We start from the raw sequence: 17,031 nt of genomic DNA on the forward strand, positions 1-17,031 counted from the left end.
AGGAAGGGAGCGTGTGATAATTGGCAATGACGGATGAACAATTCGAAAATTATCTTGTTATGTGTTATGACAAATTAGAAAGTAAACAGCAAAAATTCATTTCAGATTATAATATCTATAACTTTGATGAGTATTGGTATGATCAAGATCAATGTATATTACAGTTTTAAAAAAATGGTCAAGTATTACTTGAATTTAGTGTTGTTTTTATAGGTTCTTGGTCTGAAAAGAGTAACAGTTGGATGTGGTCTTGGGCTAATGAGAATGTGGCTGATTATGCAAGAAGTAAGTCTAACTGTTTGAAAGATTTACAAAAGATTACAGGAAGTGAGGTTTTTATAAATCCACTTTTTGAATGCGATCAAGAAATGGCGTATGAGCTAGCAGCCTTTTCCATTGAATATTTAGATGCAGAAGGAGTGTATATAGCACCAGGTGAGAGAAGTGATGTATTTATGGCTGTTATGTCACCGTGTGCGTTGTGAGTAGAGCATATTAAAAATATAGATAAGGTAGAATGAAAAAGGAGTACAGTTTAATAAATTAATAAAAGGTATCATAGGTCCTCGATGCATGGTGATAAATTTAAAGGAGTGAATTATATTGCTTGAAGTAAAGTTTTACGATTGGAAAAAAAACGTCCTAAAAAACATTATTTGCTTGTACATGAAATTAGAATTTTTGAGCTAATTTTCTCAAAGAAAGTTAGCGAGTTTGAGATGGGATTAAGAGAGATTGAAAAAGTAACTGTCTTTTGTTTAGCTAACGAAAACACTGATATTTCATATGAAGTGAATAGAGCTTTGGGTGAAATTCGTATATATGTTCCATATGATTTTATGGACTTTTTAGCATTAAATTCAGTTGAAGAGAAATACAAAGAGTTTTGCAAATTAGTACGCCAATATGTTGTCCCTGGACTTGAAGAAAACTCTACTCTTTCATCATCTGTTGTGAAAGGGTATATAGAGGAATCTTTAGATGAAATTGTGAAGCAAAACTATGAAGGAATATTTTTAGTTGGGAAGACACCTAAGAAAAGCCCAAGCCGTAAGAGGATAGCGATATTAAAAGGAATTCATCGTGTTAAAGGTTTCCAACTACGATGTGAAGTGTATGATGAAAAGGGATTAAAGATTCGAGATCAACTATTGGTGGAAGAGGTAGGGAATGAAATGGTATATTCTAGATTCTTAGGGACATTAAAATGGGAAAGTGAAAATCTAATAGTAGTTCAATCTAAATCCAGTAGTTGGAAAGAAGAAATCTATCTTTAATAACAAGGTTGTATAGTAGAAAGAGGGTTGTAGAGCATAAATGAATTTTTTTCGAAAAAATAAATTAAGTGACATTCAGAAAAAGTACTATGAACATTTTGGAGAGCCTAGTCAGATTCTTGAATATACCTGGGGTGAAAGAGGAGCTAAAAGAGTAGCTAAAAGAGTAGAATTAGATAATACCGCTCTAAAAAAAGGAATGCTATACGTTTTAGAATTCCCGAAAAATGAAGATAGGCCAGTATGGACATATGTGACATTAGGGATGTCAGCTGAATATATGATCAATGGTGCTAAAGGAGAATTAATTTGGTTAAATGCAAATTAAAATGATGAAATAATTGATTTGCTTGCTGGATTAGCACATTATCCATTTATAGATGAAACCTCATTTGATTACGGGGATACAATTTCTAATGCGGATGCTGAATCTGATTTTTCAATGAATGTGCTTTTAGTAAGCCCGGCAGTTATTGAGGCAGGAGAGTCTCCAGAGCTAATGGAGTTTTTTGAAGAAAAGGAGCTTGATTTATTTTGGTTATTACCTATTCATCAAGCAGAAAAAGAGTATATGATGGAACAAGGAGATGGAGATATTAGTGCGCTCTTTGACCTTTGGCTGGAAAAAGAGATTGATACAGAAACTTTCTGTGATCCACATCGTTTATCTACGGTTTGATAAAAATGTTTTAAATAATAATTGTGAGTAAGCATCAAACTTATTAATATTAAGGAAGTTTGATGCTTATTTTTTATGTTTAGAATAAACGAGAGGTTTTTGATGTATATGAAAGATATTGTATGTAAAGAATTAATAAGTTTTAAGTCTATTGTTGAAGCCTATCAATTTAAAAAAATGAGTATAATGTTGAAATAGTACTATGGAAAGAAGGCTGAATGTATTAGAGTGTTTTGAAACAAATTGGATGAGTGGTTGGGTTTATTATTAGAAGAAGTGGTACGTGTTTTAGTGTGATAGAAAGAAAAAGAGAGTCTTCAAGGGATATGTATAAGAGAGTAAAGGAGAGGAAATATGTCTTTTTATAAAAAGGAAATAAAAGGGGATAAATTGATTATAAGTGACGAAAGCATTGATATTTTAATGGATGCTTTTCAAAATAAAGGTGAAGAGATGCCTAAAAATATATCATGGAATTTCATAGCGACGGTATTACTCGCGGGATCTTATTATGAATAAGTAAAAAAACGAAGAGTCTAAATAGTCCCTTCGTTTTTTTACTTATTTTTTCTCTACTAACTTTTTATTCTTCCAATCTAGTGTAAATGATTTATTAAATGTTTTTTGATCAACGTCTTTTACGTTGTTTCCAACCCAGTTTGCAGTTCCGAATGTGAAGCCTGGACGAAGTTGGTAGTCATCGGCGTGTTTTGTATAAGCGACTTGTAAGTTAGATTGATCTGTATTTTTTTCAGAGATAACAACAGCAATCATACCAGGAGAGAAACCGCTATTTGTTAATGCTGGAAGTTGATCCATCGGTATTAAATTACCTTTTGCATCAGATTCATATAGGTATGTGCGAGAGTACATGAACAGTTGGTTTCCATATAAAGAATGATAGGAGTCACGTGTGTAAATACCCCAGTTTTGATTGTTATATCCGTTAAAGAATACGTTCCACTTTACGTTTTTGTTCGTTTGGTCAATTAAATTTGTTTTATAACTAGTTTGTTTATAGCTTACAGAGTCAGACCAAGTGACTTGACCAGTTGCACCAGCTTCACCGCTAGGGCCATTAGGCGTTACAGAAGCTTTAACAGAGCCACCAAGTTGATAAGATACGCTAGATGTTACAGTCGTTTCTTCTACAGCATTTGTAGGTGCTACGTTAAAGAAACGAGCGCTGTTATCTTGAAGGTTAAATGCAACATCATATTGTGAAGGATAATGTAATGTTGCACTAGCGCCAGGGATTGGGTAGTTATCAATAGGTGCATCACTTATAGTAGGATTTGCTTTTAGAAAACTACCAGTTGTATTAATAACGGCAATCTGTTTATCAGCGCTTGGGTCATCGATAAAAGTTACCTTTAAAGACATTGTCATATTATCAGCTTGATCATTATTAAATGTATTATAGCTCGTATGTGTTTTTGCGTTTTGTCCGATATCTGTTACAACTTGCGATGTTGTTTGAGCATAAGCAGCAGGTGTTGAAAGAGTTACAGCGCTACTAGCAAAAACAGCGGATAATGCTAAACATTTTAAGTATGTTTTAGAACGTTTCATACAATCACTTCCTTTTATCTTTGTCGATATATGTCGTATTACATTTATATCGTAACATGAAAATAAAACGGAATGGATGGTTATGCATAATTGCATAGATGAGTTTTGAAGGATAAAGATAATAGAATTTCATCCAACACTTAAGACTCAAAAATGTCCATTACAGCCGTTCTTAAAAATTTTAAGACAATATGTTTATCAATGTTCTTATTCTGAAGATTGAAGCGCTTAATATTTACGTTATAAGTGCATAACAAGTTATAATAGAAGAAATCAATAAGGAGGCTGGCTGTGAAGAATCTTCGTTATCTCAATATATTTACCATATTAATTATATACACACTACTTATGTTTTACATTGGCTGGAACGGATGGGTTTGGCTTCATGCGGTATTTGGCTGGGAATCTTGGGGATATTATGCTTTTATAGTTGCATTTATTTCATATGCGTACATTCTCGTGCAAGTGTTTAAGTTTTTGCCATTTCTGCGAACGATAGGTTCGATTTGGTTTGCGGTTATACAATATGCGCTTATGCTGTTGCCATTAGCTAATATTATGGTCTTTCTTTTACAGTTTTCAGTAGAGAAAGAAGCGGCAATTATTTGGACAGGGGCGGCTGTGATAGCTGCATTTATCTTTATCTTTGCGTATGGAGTATTTAATGCGTATAGCCCGGTAGTAAGAAAGTACGAGGTGCACATACCGAAAAAGGTAGAGGGGCGTAAAAGTTTACGCATTGCGATGGCTTCTGATATGCATTTCGGTAAACTGTCTGGCGTTTCGCATTTAAAAAGACTTGTTCGTCATGTAAATGAGATGGAGCCCGATATTATTTTGCTACCAGGTGATATTATCGATGATCATCCAGGTGTGTTCATTCAAAAGAATATGGGACCAATCATGAAACAAATGAAAGCACCATTAGGCGTATATGGTGTTTTAGGGAACCATGAATACTACGGTAGAGCGGTTCCAGAGTTTTTACAAGAGATGGATAAGATTGATATTCGTATTCTTTTAGATGAAGTAATTACAATTGAAGATGACTTTTATCTCGTTGGAAGAAGAGATAAAACAGAGCGAGATCGTCAAAGCTTTGAACAATTAATGAGTACGGTAGATAAATCGATGCCTGTTATCGCAATGGATCACCAGCCATTTGAGTTGAAACAAGCAGCAGCGGCAGGTGTAGATTTATTATTATCCGGTCATACACACCGCGGACAAATGGCGCCCAATCATATTGTAACGAGAAGAATGTACGAGCTAGACTGGGGATACGCACAAAAAGGCGCGTTCCACGCAATTGTTTCTTCTGGATTTGGATTTTGGGGACCACCGCTTAGACTTGGAAGTAGGTCGGAGATTGTGCAGGTAGAAGTTACATTTGAATAGGGGTTATGAAATAGAGAGCTGATGGCTCTCTATTTTTTTAAATAAAAACAAATAACAATAAATATTTATGTTGGTGCTAATTTCATAAAAGAGATAAGATTATAAGACTCGATTAAAATAAAGGGGGATTGTAAGTGATCATATCAGATGTACTATACGGAGAATTTGAAGTGGATCAAGTAGTAGAAGAATTAATTTCAAGTAAGTCTATGCAAAGACTAAAGGGAATTCATCAAGCAGGCGCAAGTTACTTAATGAACGAGAAATGGAATGTAACGCGCTTTGATCATTCAGTTGGTGTTATGTTATTAGTGAAAAAACTAGGTGGTTCAGTAGAAGAACAGATTGCTGGTTTACTACATGACGTATCACATACTGCTTTTTCCCATGTGATTGATTACGTTTTTGATAATGAAGATGAAAGTTATCATGAAGAGATATTTAGTTCTGTTGTGAAAAACTCAGAAATTCCAGCGATCCTTGCGAAGTATGGTTATAACTATGAAGATATTTTATTAGATGATTCGAAGTGGACGTTACTGGAAAGGTCAGCGCCCGAATTATGTGCAGATCGAGTGGATTATACGTTACGAGATATGTATACATATGGGTATGTTTCTTTAGAAGAAGTTCACAGTTTTTTAGAGGATGTCATCGAAGTAAAGGGGGAAATGGTTCTGCAAAATATCGAAATAGCGGAATGGTTTACAGAAACGTATTACAAGGAAGTAATCGATTTCTTTATGGAACCAATGAATATTTACGGAAATGATATGTTAGCGAAAACGTTAAAGGTAGCTCTTCATAAAAGGATTATTCATGCAGATGATTTTCTTCTTGAAGATGAGGAGCTTATTTCGAAATTGCAGCAATGTACTGATTCAGAAGTACATGCTTTATTAAGAAAAGTTCATCCGAATGTAAAAGTAAAAGAAGATAGAAACGATTATGATTTGTATCAGAAAAATAAAGTCCGTCTCATTGATTCTCCATTATTTCGTGAAGGTGAAGTTGTTCCATCGTCTGTTGTGTCGGAAAAAATAAGACAGATGAGCGAGGTCGCTTATGAAAAAGCGTTGAGAGGGATGTATGTGAAAGTGATTTCGGATTAAAAAGGAGAGCATATCTTTGCTCTCCTTTTCCTCATCACTGATCAAACCAATTCCAAACCTCAATATCCCCAAGAGTCGCATAACGCACATTCGGTGAGTTTTGTAATTTCAATAATTCTTTCGACGGGCCAGTAATGACCATGCCGTATACTTTAACGCCGTTATCTTTTATATACTGATAGCGCTTATCTAAGTTCAGATCCTTTTCACGAGTCCAAGTCGTTTTACTTACAGTTTCTTTATTTATAGAAAGAATGCGCATCATTTCGATTACTTCATCTTCTTTTGTGTGTAGTTTTTTTGTTTCATTTTCAGGAAGATTTATATGTTCTCGAAATCCGATAACTTCTCCGCTATGCAAGAGAAAATCGTCTTCATTTATTCTTTCTTGTCCTGTGTCTAAGGCGTACCATAAAGGAGTTGGTGGCATTTCTTGTGCTTCAAATGCGCTATATAGAATGGATTCGACTTCTTGTAAAGTGTAAACTTTATCGAAAGATATCGCTAATTCTGCAACGGTACCCTCATGTATCTTTCCAAGTGTATCCCAAACTTTTTTAGATGATTCTTTCAAAGAAGCTTCTTCCTTAATTTTTGGATGAACAAAGGAAAGTTTTTTTGAATAGGCTCTGTTTTCCCAAGATTGATTTGTGACAGTTACAGATGATAAGAAACTACGCATTGTTACTGTACCAATTGGAAATTCTTTTTTACCGATCGTTTTATATAAATCCATTTCAGTTTCTGTACGAAAGAAAGGTTTAACCTTCGTATTTCCTCCAGCGGAACGACTATTTGGCATTGTTGCTTCTATTGCGAGTGCTGGTATATCATCCACTTTCCGGAAGTTTTTCATTTCGTTCGAATAGAAGTAAAAGGAAGATGCAAAATGACCAACAAAATAGATTGCTATACAAACAGCAAGGACAAAACTAACGGTTTGCCAACGCTGTTTCCATTTTATTTTCCAAAACGGGACTTTTAGATTTTGTGGTGGTAGTCTTTTCTTTATCGGTTCACTTTTTGAAAGCAAATCATCTAAGTAATCGTCACACTCTTCACATGTTTCAATATGACTTTCTAACCGCTCTTGTTCATCCTGCGTGAGCGTTCCGTTTTCGTATTTCTCCCATAGTTTTTTAAACTTTGTACAACCCATCCTAATCACTCCTTTATGCCTTGTGTTTCTTTTCGTCCCCTGTGTAATTCAATTTTCACTTTCGCTAGTGAGAGACCAGTCATCTCTGCTATTTCCTTATACGAGAATCCGTAGTAATCTCGTAATAGTAGAACATTTCGTCTTTCAAGGGGAAGCGAAGATAAACTGTCTAACCAACTAGCAATCTCATGTTTTACAAAATAAGAGTGTTCTGTACTTGGTACGTTTGGTAAATGGAATTCTTCCACTGTCGTTGTTTTATATCTTTTTTCTTTTCGATACCAATCGATAAAGGCGTTGTAGGCAATTGTAAATAACCACGGCCTAATTTCTTCTCCTTTATAATAGTCAATATGGATGAGCATGCGGTAAAACGTTTCTTGCATGAGATCTTCCGCGTAGTGAGAATCTCCGGTTAGGGAGAGAAGATAGCGAAATAAATCTTGCATGTGCTTGGAGTAAATGTCTTCTAATGATTGTTTGCGTTTCACTACATTTCCCTCCCTTCATACATAACAACGAAATACATATCAAAAAGTTACATTTGTTTTTAAAAATATAGTAAAAAACGTCAAGAATTGGATAGGATTCTCTTTTATCATAATACATATAAGGCGGGTGAACAGAGATGGAAAGCTATGAAACACAAATTCAAAGGTCAATTGATTATATTGAGGAAGATGTCATGGAAAAACAGACGCTGCGTAATTTAGCACGTATTGCAGGTTTTTCTGAGTCGCATTTTCATCGTGTATTTCAGGCGTTAGTAGGTGATACAGTAATGGAGTATGTTCGAAAGAGGAGGTTAGCCCGGGCAGCTTATCAACTTTCTCATACGGATGAAAAAGTTATTGATATCGCATTTGAGCATGGCTTTCAATCTCACGAAACGTTCACGAGAGCCTTTAAGAAATTATTTCAAATGACACCGAGTGAATATCGAAAACAAGAAATTGAAACACCGATGTATTACAGCGTGAATGTAAAGCAAAGAAAATTAAATCCGTATTTAGGAGGCATACAAATGGAATATCGTATTGTAAATAAACCAGAATTTTTAATGGTAGGTTATGAACTGAAGACGACAAGTAAAGAAGGGAAAAACCATCAAGACATCCCAGCATTTTGGCAAGAATATTTACAAAAAGATCTTGGAACAACGATTCCGAATCGTAAAGATACGAGCCAATGGGTAGAGCTTGGATTATGTACTGATTTTAATTTAGAAACAGGGGACTTCACTTATATTATCGGAATGGAAGTTACAGACTTTGAAAATGTACCAAATGAAATTGCAAAGCGTACTTTCCCTGCAGCAACATATGCAGTATTTACAACGCCGAAAGTTCCTCATAAAGAAATGGTATCGTCTATTCACCAAACTTGGAATGCAGTATTCTCAGAATGGTTCCCACATTCAGGGTATGAACATTGCGGAGTTACAGAGTTTGAACTGTACGATGAGCGTTGCCACGAAGATAAAAGTGAGTTTGCACAAGTAGAGCTTTGGATACCGGTGAAGAAAAAATAATAAGGTAAGAGCGAATCATTGGGAGATGGTTCGCTTTTTTTATAAGTGGATTGTTAAATTTGTATTGTTTTATCTGTAATACATATGAAAATGGTAAAATAAAATAGCAATTAAATATTGCGGGTGGAAGGTTATGCCCTTTCTTCATTTGGTGAAGAAAGGAGGTGTAATCGTATGGAATTTCTTTTGCAAATTTTGTTGGAAATCACAAAAACTATAGCTAGAGAAGGTATAGTTTTGGGATTTAAGAAATTAACGGCAAAAAAAGCGCAAAAAGAAGACCACCCGTCTGCCTGCGAAGCGTGGGAAGTCTTCTAAGCGCAAATAAGCTTTAGTTGCAACCTTCCATCTTACGGTAATTAGTTGCAGTGACGGGGTGTTGGAAGCACCTCGTCTACTTCATTTTATGCAAAACTTAGTTAGTTTATACTTCTATTTATAGTATAACAGTTTAGAAATGTATTTGTTAATAGTTTTATTTTTACTTTGTATAGTAGGGAAGTAGGTTAGTATTGTCGGTTTTTGTCGGTAAGTCGATATATCTAGAAAATCGCTGATATAATTCGAGTTGCGCTGATATATTCAAAAAATCGCTGATATAATTCGAGTTGCGCCGATATATTCAAAAAATCGCCGATATAATTTCATATACCGCTAAAACATCCCAAAAAAACGATCTGCATAATTTCAATTACCGCAAAACTCTCCCAGAAAAGAAAAAAAGACGCCACATAGCGTCTTTCCTACGAACGAAACGGAAACACAAGAATAATCGTCGTTCCTTTTCCGAGTGCACTATCAACGGAAATTGTCCCGTTATGAGCATGAACGAGCTGTTTTGTAATGGCTAGGCCAAGTCCAGTTCCGATGTTGCTTTCTTCTGTGTTTGTTCCGCGGTAATATCGTTCGAATAGAAGTTCTTTCGTTTTTTCATCCATTCCTTTTCCATCATCTGAAATGGAGAGTGTAAAGGAATTAGCGTTTTGTGATAATTTTACGATGACAGTAGTTGTTTCGTTATTATGTTTTACAGCATTTACTAGTAAGTTTTCGATAATACGCTGGAACCATTTTTCTTCAATGAAATATTGAATTTTATTTGAGCTCGGTACGAATTCAATATTTTGATTTTGAAGTGTTGGATTGTTAATAAATTGCAATAATACTTTTTGGACGAACTGATTGATTTCAACGTTTACGTGTTGGGCAGGAAGGCTGTTATTTTTTAATTGATACGTTAAGCTTAAATCATCAATTAATGTCGTCATATATTGAGATTTCTCTTTCATAACACTACCAAATTGCTGAATATCACGATCAGTCCAGTTATATTGATTCGATTCGAGTAATAGTGCGTAGCCATATATAGAGCTAAGTGGTGTTTTTAAGTCGTGTGTTAGACCGGTAATCCATTCTTCTCGTGTTTGCTGGAGGACTTGCCTCATCGCATCATTTTTTTTGAGTGTAATAGAAAGGTGTTCTAGTGAACTTGTTACATCTCTAAACAAACGGAATGACCATTTTTCTTTACCAGATCGCCGGAACCTGACAGGTTTTCCTTTTTTACTAATAGGTTCTTCATACTTTCCACCAGCGATATTTTTTAGCCAGCGCATCGCATGTAATAACGGTTTTCCGAATTTATTACCGTACCAAATAGAAAGAATGACTAAATAAACAAATACGATAAGAAGGATTAATCCGCATCCGATGAGAAACTTCTTAGTAAATACATCTTCAATTTCGTCATCTGGATAGTAGTGCTCATTTTTTGCAGTTACAACGAGAAGGTTGCCACTATTTGCATCGTAAAAGCTAGACGTGTTTTCTTTATGATTCCATGGTTCTTTTGCGTTAAGAGCAGCTTGTATGGCAGAAAACGTTTTTTTCTTTCCATTTGGATAGGAGAATACTTCTTCGCCGCCACTATTAAAGATTTGAAGAGTAGCCTTTTCTTTAGAAAGTAACTGTTTTTCTTCTTCTGTTAATGTGAACGTATCTGTAGATACAGAAGGGTGCTCTTTCTGGATCGTTTTCAGTAATACATTGCTTTTTAACATACCGCCATAAATAACAAGTACGTTCTTTTCTTCTAATTCTATTTCCCAATATTTAAATGTATAAGGGCTTTCTATATGATTCTGTATATACGAGAATAATGATGCTTTCGTATAAGATGTTGGCACGTCACTAGGCGTATTAAAGTGATAGAGAACTTTTCCGTTTTCCTCCACAACTTGAATCCAATCATTTTTCTCTTTAATTAAGTCTTTTACTTCAGCTTTTAACGAAATATCACCATCTTCTGAAGAGATATATCTTGCAATCATAAAATTATCAGAATCTGGAATGTTCGGTTCGTATGAAGTACTCGTAACAAGAAAAATTAAATACGTGAAAGCCGCTACTACAGCAATCAGTAATGTAACTAAAACAAAAATGTGTTGCATGATAAATTGAATAATAAGTCGTTTATTAAAATTCATATCGTCACCCTACTTTGTAACGAACTTATAACCAAGCCCGCGAACGGTTTTTATATATTCTGGTTTACTTGGATCGTGTTCAATTTTTTCACGTAGTTTTCGAATGTGGACCATAACAGTGTTGTCATCGCCATTATAGGCAGGTGCTCCCCAAACTTTTTCATATATTTCCTCTTTCGAAAATACGTAGTTCGGATTCTCGCAAAAGAAGAGTAGTAGTTGAAAGAGTTGAGCAGAACATTCGACAATGTGCCCATCTACTGTTAGTTCTGCAGAGTGCTGATCAATTTCAAATCTTCCAAATGAAATTGAGTGTGGTTTTTGTTCGTGTGGTACGGTTTGTTTCATATGTCTCCGAAGCTGTGCTTTCATACGTGCTACTACTTCTAATGGATTAAATGGTTTCGTAATATAATCATCTGCACCGTATGAAAATCCGGATATTTTATCTAAATCAGATGCTTTTGCTGATAGGAAGAAAATTGGACAATCTGTTTGTTGGCGAATGATTGGACAAATATCAAAACCAGATTGTCCAGGAAGCATTACATCTAAAATAATTAAATCGTAATTGTTTTGCTTAGTTAGAGATAAAGCCATTTCAGCTGATGTTGCAGTTGTAATATGAGAAAAGCCTTCTTTTTCAAGAATGGTAGTTAGTAATTGTAAAATTGCTGTTTCATCATCAACGAGTAAAATATTTGCTTGGTACATAAACATCCCTCCTAATTTTCTCGAATATCATATCATCATTTTGTAACTTATGGAATTTTTAAGGAAATTTTAAGGTTTTCTTTCGCAAAAAATTAAGAATCAAATGATATGATAAAAGTAACATAGGGGAGGAGATGAGTGTGAACCCGTTTCAAGTGATGCGAGCTAGATATTTTTTAATTGTATTTGCACTATTAATTTTAATAGCGAGAAGTAGTGGCGATTTGCTAACAAGTATATTTCATATACAAAATTCTTCTTTTATAAATATCCTTATATTCTATATCCTTCCGATGGTATGGATTTCTTATGAGTATAGAAAGCACCACATTTCATTTTCATTATTTGTTAATAAAAATGAAACATTTAACTTGGTACAAGTTTTATACATTACGGTTATGTTATGCATGTTTAGTTACGGGTATCTTATTTTGTATATGTATAGTTTTGCATGGATTACACCGGACTTTATTATGAACGCCCTGCATGAACCAATTGTAGATAGTACTGGGGGATATGTATCTCAAGTCATTAGGGTCGTATTCATCGCACCAATTATCGGGGAATTTGTTTTTCGCGGATTTTTACTTCAACGTTTTGCAACAAAATGGGGAACGAGCATAGCGACCATCGTTGTAGCAATATTGTTTGCGTTGTTACATGTTGATTTCCTCGGTGCAGCCATATTCAGCATCGTATTGTCAATCGTATATATTCGTACGAAAAGTTTACTCATGCCAATTGCAATACATATGTTAAACAATGCATTTGTAATAGGTGCGTCTTTTCTAATAAGTAGAGAAAAAATTATGAGTTTTGCCGATTTCTCAAATTATACGACATTCTTTCCTGGACTTATTATTTTTATAACAGGATTAAACTTAGTACTTATCTTTTTATTTGTTAATCGCAAATATTGGAGTAAAGAAGTGCCGGTTATATATGCAGAGCAGAAAAAGAGCTTTTCAGATGTAGTCGGGAGTAAATAAGATGAAGAAGACGGTTGAAAAAATATTAAAAGACATTATAGATTCTACGTCTATTACAGATATGTGTGATAGAAGTGTTTGTCATTGGCTTCAACCTGTAGTAGATACGATTGTGTTTCCAGAGTATTACGTATTTTCTAGTACTCATTTAAAAGAAAATATTATTTCTCTTCTTATTGTGTTCGGGGGTTTACTAATATTTGGTCTAATTGTAGAAGAAATGATGAAGCGCATCTTCAGAAAGAATGAAGAGAAGTATATGTGGATTCATAAAGTATTCGAGAAAGTAATGGTGGCTTTCCTTTTGTTTTATGGTATGAAAACAAGCATTTACTTTATAGCTTTGAAACATCATTAATTCGAAATTTGAAAGGGATGTATAAAATTATATGAATGAAACGATATCATCAAATAAGTTTTTTTATTTGATTTTACTTAGTCTAGTGTTAATAACGACAGTGAATGTTATTTTGCGCTGGGAGGAAGCTTATTTTTTCATGTATTTAGCGCTCCATTTGCTAGGGATTTTATGTATAAGTGGTGGAGTGGTTACTGAAAAAAAGAATGAAGAAAGCGTTAACTATATGTGTGTGATCGGTCTTGTTTTACTTTTAGCTGTACAGGGTATTATGAAATATAGTTCTTTCTCTTTACAAGATTTTAGTTTATTAATAGATGTACTTCCTTAAAGAGGCTTTTTATTTTATCTAAAAAGGAAGTAGGGTACGTGTTGGTTTGTAAGTGTACGGATTGTGAACCGAAGAAAGTGTTTAAAGATAGGTAAAACTCTTCTTATGTAGAAGAGTTTTTTTATGTAAATAAAAAGATCCAGAGCAATTCACATAATAAGCTTGTTCTAATTTAGCGTGTACGAACTTACAATAATAATAGACAGGCAGCATAGAGGAGGGAATAGCGTGAGGAAGGTTATCGGTTGGTCGCTTTTTTTGTACGTTGGATTTGCGTTACTTATATATTGGTATTTATTTGGATGGAATCATGAACTTATTCCGGACATGTATAAGGGAACGAGTGCAGATCCAGAAACGTTTATGAGTGCTAGAGAGCTTACGCTAAGCCAAGATTATTCGCGCGTGAAAAATTTACTATACTTTTTAGCGACGCCTCTTGAATGGATTATTTTATTATTTGTACTTGTGCTAGGTATTTCAAGAAAGTTTGAGAAATGGTCGAAGGAAACGACTAAAATAAGTGTTTTGCAAGTTGCGATTTATTTCTTTTATTTATCATTATTGACAACAGTGCTTGCCTTACCGATGCAATGGATTGGCCGGAAAGTGTCCGTTGATTACGGCATTTCAACACAAAGTACACAAAGCTGGATAAAAGATCATGTTATCGGTTTTTGGGAAAGTTATGCGACTATGTTAATCGTAGTTACCGTTCTATTATGGCTTATCCGTAAATTTCCGAAGAGATGGTGGCTCGCAGGATGGGCGCTCTCTGTTCCATTTACAATCTTTTTAACATTCATACAGCCTGTCGTTATTGATCCGCTTTATAACGACTTCTCGACGCTGAAAAATAAAGAATTAGAAACGAAAATTTTAGCGATAGCAGACAAAGCGGACATTCCTGCTAAACACGTATATGAAGTAAACATGTCAGAAAAAACGAATGCATTAAATGCTTACGTAACAGGAATTGGTCCTAACGCCCGTATTGTAATGTGGGATACAACGCTTAAGCAGTTAAAAGATAAAGAGATTTTATTTATAATGGCTCATGAAATGGGGCATTATGTTATGAAACATATATATTTTGGCGTTGCAAGTTATGTATTGCTATCGTTTATAGGTATGTTTTTAATTAGTCGTATTATAAATATGTGTATTCGCAAATGGGGAGATACATTGCAAATTTCAAAAGTAGCATGTTTCTCCATTTTACCTTTATTTTTCTTAATTTCTTCTGTACTCTCTTTTGCAGCACAACCAGCAACAAACTACGTTTCACGTATAGAAGAAAGAGCCGCAGATCAATATGCTTTAAATATGACGAAGGACGGGAAATCTGGTGTGAAAACTTTTCAATATTTATCAAAAACAAGTTTAAGCCAAGTAAATCCGCCTGCGTTAGTAAAATTTTTCTTATACACGCACCCACCAATTTTTGAAAGAATTCATACGTTTGAACAATATGAGAAACAAAGCAAAAAGGAGTAGCATGATAGCTACTTCTTTTTTTATAGGGATATAAGTTTGATATTGGGAATATTTATCATTGCTTTTTATTGCGATTTTGTAAATAATAAGCTATAAAATTCTAAAAATCTATATATAAAGGAATAAAGGTGGAAAAATGTATTTTTTACAAAATTTAAAAGTGAAATATAAATTATTGTCGCTTATTTCATTAGCAGTTTTAGGTATGGTAATTATGAGCAGTGTAGCAATTAGTTCTATTAATAAGATTAAGCATGATACAGAGGTTGTAGTAGATGATTATCAATATTCTGCAATTTTATTAGAAGGAATGCTTCGCACACAAAATTCACTAGAATATAATTTATTAGAATTAATTACGGTATCACAAAATGAAGTGGCAAATAAAGAGGGAATAATTGATAATATTGAAAAGGATCTTAAAAAATATGATTCTTTATTAAAAGAATATGATGATGGTTTTAATTTAAGTAAGCAAGAGGATGAACTGTTTCAGAAGATGAAGAAATCTTTGCCAAGTTATAAAGATACATATAAAAAATTATTTGAAAAGGCGAAGGCAACAAACGAGCCACAAATGGTAAATGAATTTGAGAAGGAATTAAAACCGAAGGGAATAGAGTTAGCTGGTTATGCAGTGGATCTAGAATCGTATGTTTCAAATTTAGCTGACCAAGTATTTAAAGATTCTCAAAAAATGATTGATCGTTCCGTTATTACCTTTATCATTCTTGTAGTAGTTACTACAATCGTTATATGTATAGTAAGTTATATTATTAGCAAGCTTATAGTTGCTCCTTTACAAACGGTTAGTCGTATGATGGAAAGAGCGAAAGAAGGAGATTTAACCGTACATGGTGATTATACTGCTAAGGATGAATTAGGTATATTAGTAAGTAATTTTAACGAGATGATTGCAGGGCTAAGAACAAATATGCAAGAAGTAGAGAATAATATTCAGCTTTTATTCCAACATGCAGACGGAGTAGTATCTGCATCAGAAGTATCTAGTAGTGCAGCGAAGAAAATCACTATGGATATTGAAGAAGTTGCAAATGGTGCAGAGAGTCAAATGCAAGCAATGGAACAAACTGCGGGTGCGATGGAAGAGTTGACGCAAGGAATGCAGAGTATAGTCAATACATCATCCTCTGTAAATGAATTATCTGCTCAATCAGCATTAGATGCAGAGAATGGTAACAAATTAATGAAACAAATGATTCAACAGATGGATACAATCCAAAATTCGGTACATAGCGGTGTGAAACAAGTAGGGACTATGAAAGAACAATCAGAAGAAATTGTTAAAATCATTGATGTTATGCAAGGTATTACCTCCCAGATTAACTTATTAGCATTAAACGCCGCAATAGAGGCTGCACGTGCTGGTGAAAGTGGTAGAGGATTTGCAATTGTGGCAGATGAAGTGCGGAAATTAGCAGAACAATCTAGTGATTCTGCAAAACAAATTGAGAATCTTATTACTCAAGTTATGGGAACAACGAACCATACGGTACATATGATGGGGAAAGTAGATAATGAGGTACAGGCAGGTACACAAGTAGTAATGCATACAGAAAAAGTATTTGGAACAATTACAGAAAAAGTACAGCAAGTATCTGAGCAAATTCAAACGGTATCTATGTCTACAGATGAAATTGCAGCGAGTAGTGAGGAAATCTCGGCTTCTGCAGAAGACATGGCTCAAATTTCCCAAAGATCATCTGACCGAACTGATAGGGTAAAAGAGTCTATTCAACAGCAAGAAAAATCTGTTCAAGAGATTTCGGTTTCAATTGAACATATGCATAACGCAGCAGGAAAATTAAAACAAATAGTTGCCCAATTTACTCTTCAAAAGTAGTAGCATATTTGAGTGTTAATAAATATAAAAAAATCATCCTCTTTTAAGAAAAAAGGATGATTTT

The 17,031-nt window shown here is 34.4% G+C and carries 18 protein-coding genes and 3 pseudogenes; 15 read left to right on the forward strand and 6 right to left on the reverse strand.

From position 1 onward, the window contains the following. The first annotated feature begins 20 nt into the window (after window positions 1–20). The 5 genes and pseudogenes from HMPREF1014_RS31105 (at window position 21) to HMPREF1014_RS31670 (ending at window position 2,475) form a co-directional block, all read left to right on the forward strand. Window positions 21–485, forward strand: a pseudogene (locus HMPREF1014_RS31105) (DUF6882 domain-containing protein). 234 nt (window positions 486–719) lie between these two features. After that, window positions 720–1,277 carry a hypothetical protein gene (locus HMPREF1014_RS17545; protein ID WP_009327234.1) on the forward strand — a complete coding sequence of 186 codons (558 nt, stop codon included), beginning with the start codon at window positions 720–722 and terminating at the stop codon, window positions 1,275–1,277. 40 nt (window positions 1,278–1,317) lie between these two features. Beyond that, the gene (locus HMPREF1014_RS32490) at window positions 1,318–1,605 is read left to right on the forward strand and encodes a suppressor of fused domain protein (protein ID WP_001008991.1); all 288 of its coding nucleotides are present in this window, start codon (window positions 1,318–1,320) and stop codon (window positions 1,603–1,605) included. Window positions 1,606–1,623: 18 nt separating this feature from the next. Then, window positions 1,624–1,956 carry a suppressor of fused domain protein gene (locus HMPREF1014_RS17550; RefSeq protein WP_000879446.1) on the forward strand — a complete coding sequence of 111 codons (333 nt, stop codon included), beginning with the start codon at window positions 1,624–1,626 and terminating at the stop codon, window positions 1,954–1,956. 354 nt (window positions 1,957–2,310) lie between these two features. Beyond that, the gene (locus HMPREF1014_RS31670; RefSeq protein WP_000011711.1) at window positions 2,311–2,475 is read left to right on the forward strand and encodes a hypothetical protein; all 165 of its coding nucleotides are present in this window, start codon (window positions 2,311–2,313) and stop codon (window positions 2,473–2,475) included. 42 nt (window positions 2,476–2,517) lie between these two features. Here HMPREF1014_RS31670 and cytK2 read toward each other — a convergent pair whose 3' ends face one another. Next, the gene (gene cytK2 / locus HMPREF1014_RS17555) at window positions 2,518–3,528 is read right to left on the reverse strand and encodes a beta-channel forming cytolysin CytK2 (protein WP_000830623.1); all 1,011 of its coding nucleotides are present in this window, start codon (window positions 3,526–3,528) and stop codon (window positions 2,518–2,520) included. Between the two features lie 143 nt (window positions 3,529–3,671). Further along, window positions 3,672–3,785, reverse strand: a pseudogene (locus HMPREF1014_RS32495) (TetR family transcriptional regulator); the annotation flags it as partial. Window positions 3,786–3,819: 34 nt separating this feature from the next. On the opposite strand from HMPREF1014_RS32495, the gene HMPREF1014_RS17565 reads away from it, so the two are divergent. Continuing rightward, complete coding sequence (locus HMPREF1014_RS17565) at window positions 3,820–4,926, forward strand: metallophosphoesterase (RefSeq protein WP_000793735.1); 1,107 nt, start codon at window positions 3,820–3,822, stop codon at window positions 4,924–4,926. Window positions 4,927–5,060: 134 nt separating this feature from the next. Continuing rightward, complete coding sequence (locus tag HMPREF1014_RS17570) at window positions 5,061–6,038, forward strand: HD domain-containing protein (protein ID WP_000587061.1); 978 nt, start codon at window positions 5,061–5,063, stop codon at window positions 6,036–6,038. 34 nt (window positions 6,039–6,072) lie between these two features. On the opposite strand, the gene HMPREF1014_RS17575 is transcribed toward HMPREF1014_RS17570, so the two are convergent. Together HMPREF1014_RS17575 and HMPREF1014_RS17580 are read right to left on the reverse strand one after the other, a co-directional pair. After that, a complete protein-coding gene (locus HMPREF1014_RS17575) occupies window positions 6,073–7,197 on the reverse strand; it encodes an anti-sigma factor (protein ID WP_000501953.1) in 1,125 nt (374 codons plus the stop codon). 5 nt (window positions 7,198–7,202) lie between these two features. Then, complete coding sequence (locus HMPREF1014_RS17580) at window positions 7,203–7,688, reverse strand: RNA polymerase sigma factor (RefSeq protein WP_000823986.1); 486 nt, start codon at window positions 7,686–7,688, stop codon at window positions 7,203–7,205. Window positions 7,689–7,825: 137 nt separating this feature from the next. Here HMPREF1014_RS17580 and HMPREF1014_RS17585 point away from each other — a divergent pair, with 137 nt between their 5' ends. Further along, entirely contained in the window at window positions 7,826–8,728 is a 903-nt protein-coding gene (locus HMPREF1014_RS17585; RefSeq protein ID WP_000446847.1) for an AraC family transcriptional regulator, read from the forward strand. Window positions 8,729–8,902: 174 nt separating this feature from the next. Next, complete coding sequence (locus HMPREF1014_RS31675) at window positions 8,903–9,046, forward strand: hypothetical protein (RefSeq protein WP_009327236.1); 144 nt, start codon at window positions 8,903–8,905, stop codon at window positions 9,044–9,046. Between the two features lie 425 nt (window positions 9,047–9,471). On the opposite strand, the gene HMPREF1014_RS17590 is transcribed toward HMPREF1014_RS31675, so the two are convergent. Next, the gene (locus HMPREF1014_RS17590; protein WP_001010433.1) at window positions 9,472–11,214 is read right to left on the reverse strand and encodes a sensor histidine kinase; all 1,743 of its coding nucleotides are present in this window, start codon (window positions 11,212–11,214) and stop codon (window positions 9,472–9,474) included. A 9-nt stretch (window positions 11,215–11,223) separates the two neighbouring features. After that, window positions 11,224–11,928 (reverse strand): response regulator transcription factor, encoded by a 705-nt coding sequence (locus HMPREF1014_RS17595; RefSeq protein ID WP_000283870.1) that lies wholly within the window; start codon window positions 11,926–11,928, stop codon window positions 11,224–11,226. 140 nt (window positions 11,929–12,068) lie between these two features. On the opposite strand from HMPREF1014_RS17595, the gene HMPREF1014_RS17600 reads away from it, so the two are divergent. The 6 genes and pseudogenes from HMPREF1014_RS17600 to HMPREF1014_RS32625 all read left to right on the forward strand — a co-directional run bounded on the left by HMPREF1014_RS17600 (window position 12,069) and on the right by HMPREF1014_RS32625 (window position 16,967). After that, window positions 12,069–12,917, forward strand: a complete 849-nt coding sequence (locus HMPREF1014_RS17600; RefSeq protein WP_001067986.1) for a CPBP family intramembrane glutamic endopeptidase — start codon at window positions 12,069–12,071, stop codon at window positions 12,915–12,917. A gap of 1 nt (window position 12,918) precedes the next feature. Then, a complete protein-coding gene (locus HMPREF1014_RS17605; protein WP_000754340.1) occupies window positions 12,919–13,275 on the forward strand; it encodes a hypothetical protein in 357 nt (118 codons plus the stop codon). A 31-nt stretch (window positions 13,276–13,306) separates the two neighbouring features. Then, window positions 13,307–13,606, forward strand: coding sequence for a DUF2101 family protein (locus HMPREF1014_RS17610; protein WP_001006050.1), 300 nt, complete (start codon window positions 13,307–13,309; stop codon window positions 13,604–13,606). Window positions 13,607–13,834: 228 nt separating this feature from the next. Further along, window positions 13,835–15,103 (forward strand): M48 family metallopeptidase, encoded by a 1,269-nt coding sequence (locus HMPREF1014_RS17615; protein ID WP_001233318.1) that lies wholly within the window; start codon window positions 13,835–13,837, stop codon window positions 15,101–15,103. 136 nt (window positions 15,104–15,239) lie between these two features. After that, a pseudogene (locus HMPREF1014_RS32620) lies at window positions 15,240–16,019 on the forward strand (MCP four helix bundle domain-containing protein); the annotation flags it as partial. 156 nt (window positions 16,020–16,175) lie between these two features. Continuing rightward, window positions 16,176–16,967, forward strand: coding sequence for a methyl-accepting chemotaxis protein (locus HMPREF1014_RS32625; RefSeq protein ID WP_496204231.1), 792 nt, complete (start codon window positions 16,176–16,178; stop codon window positions 16,965–16,967). Window positions 16,968–17,031: the final 64 nt, after the last annotated feature.

Source organism: Bacillus sp. 7_6_55CFAA_CT2 (assembly GCF_000238655.1).
Taxonomy (GTDB): Bacteria; Bacillota; Bacilli; order Bacillales; family Bacillaceae_G; genus Bacillus_A; species Bacillus_A cereus.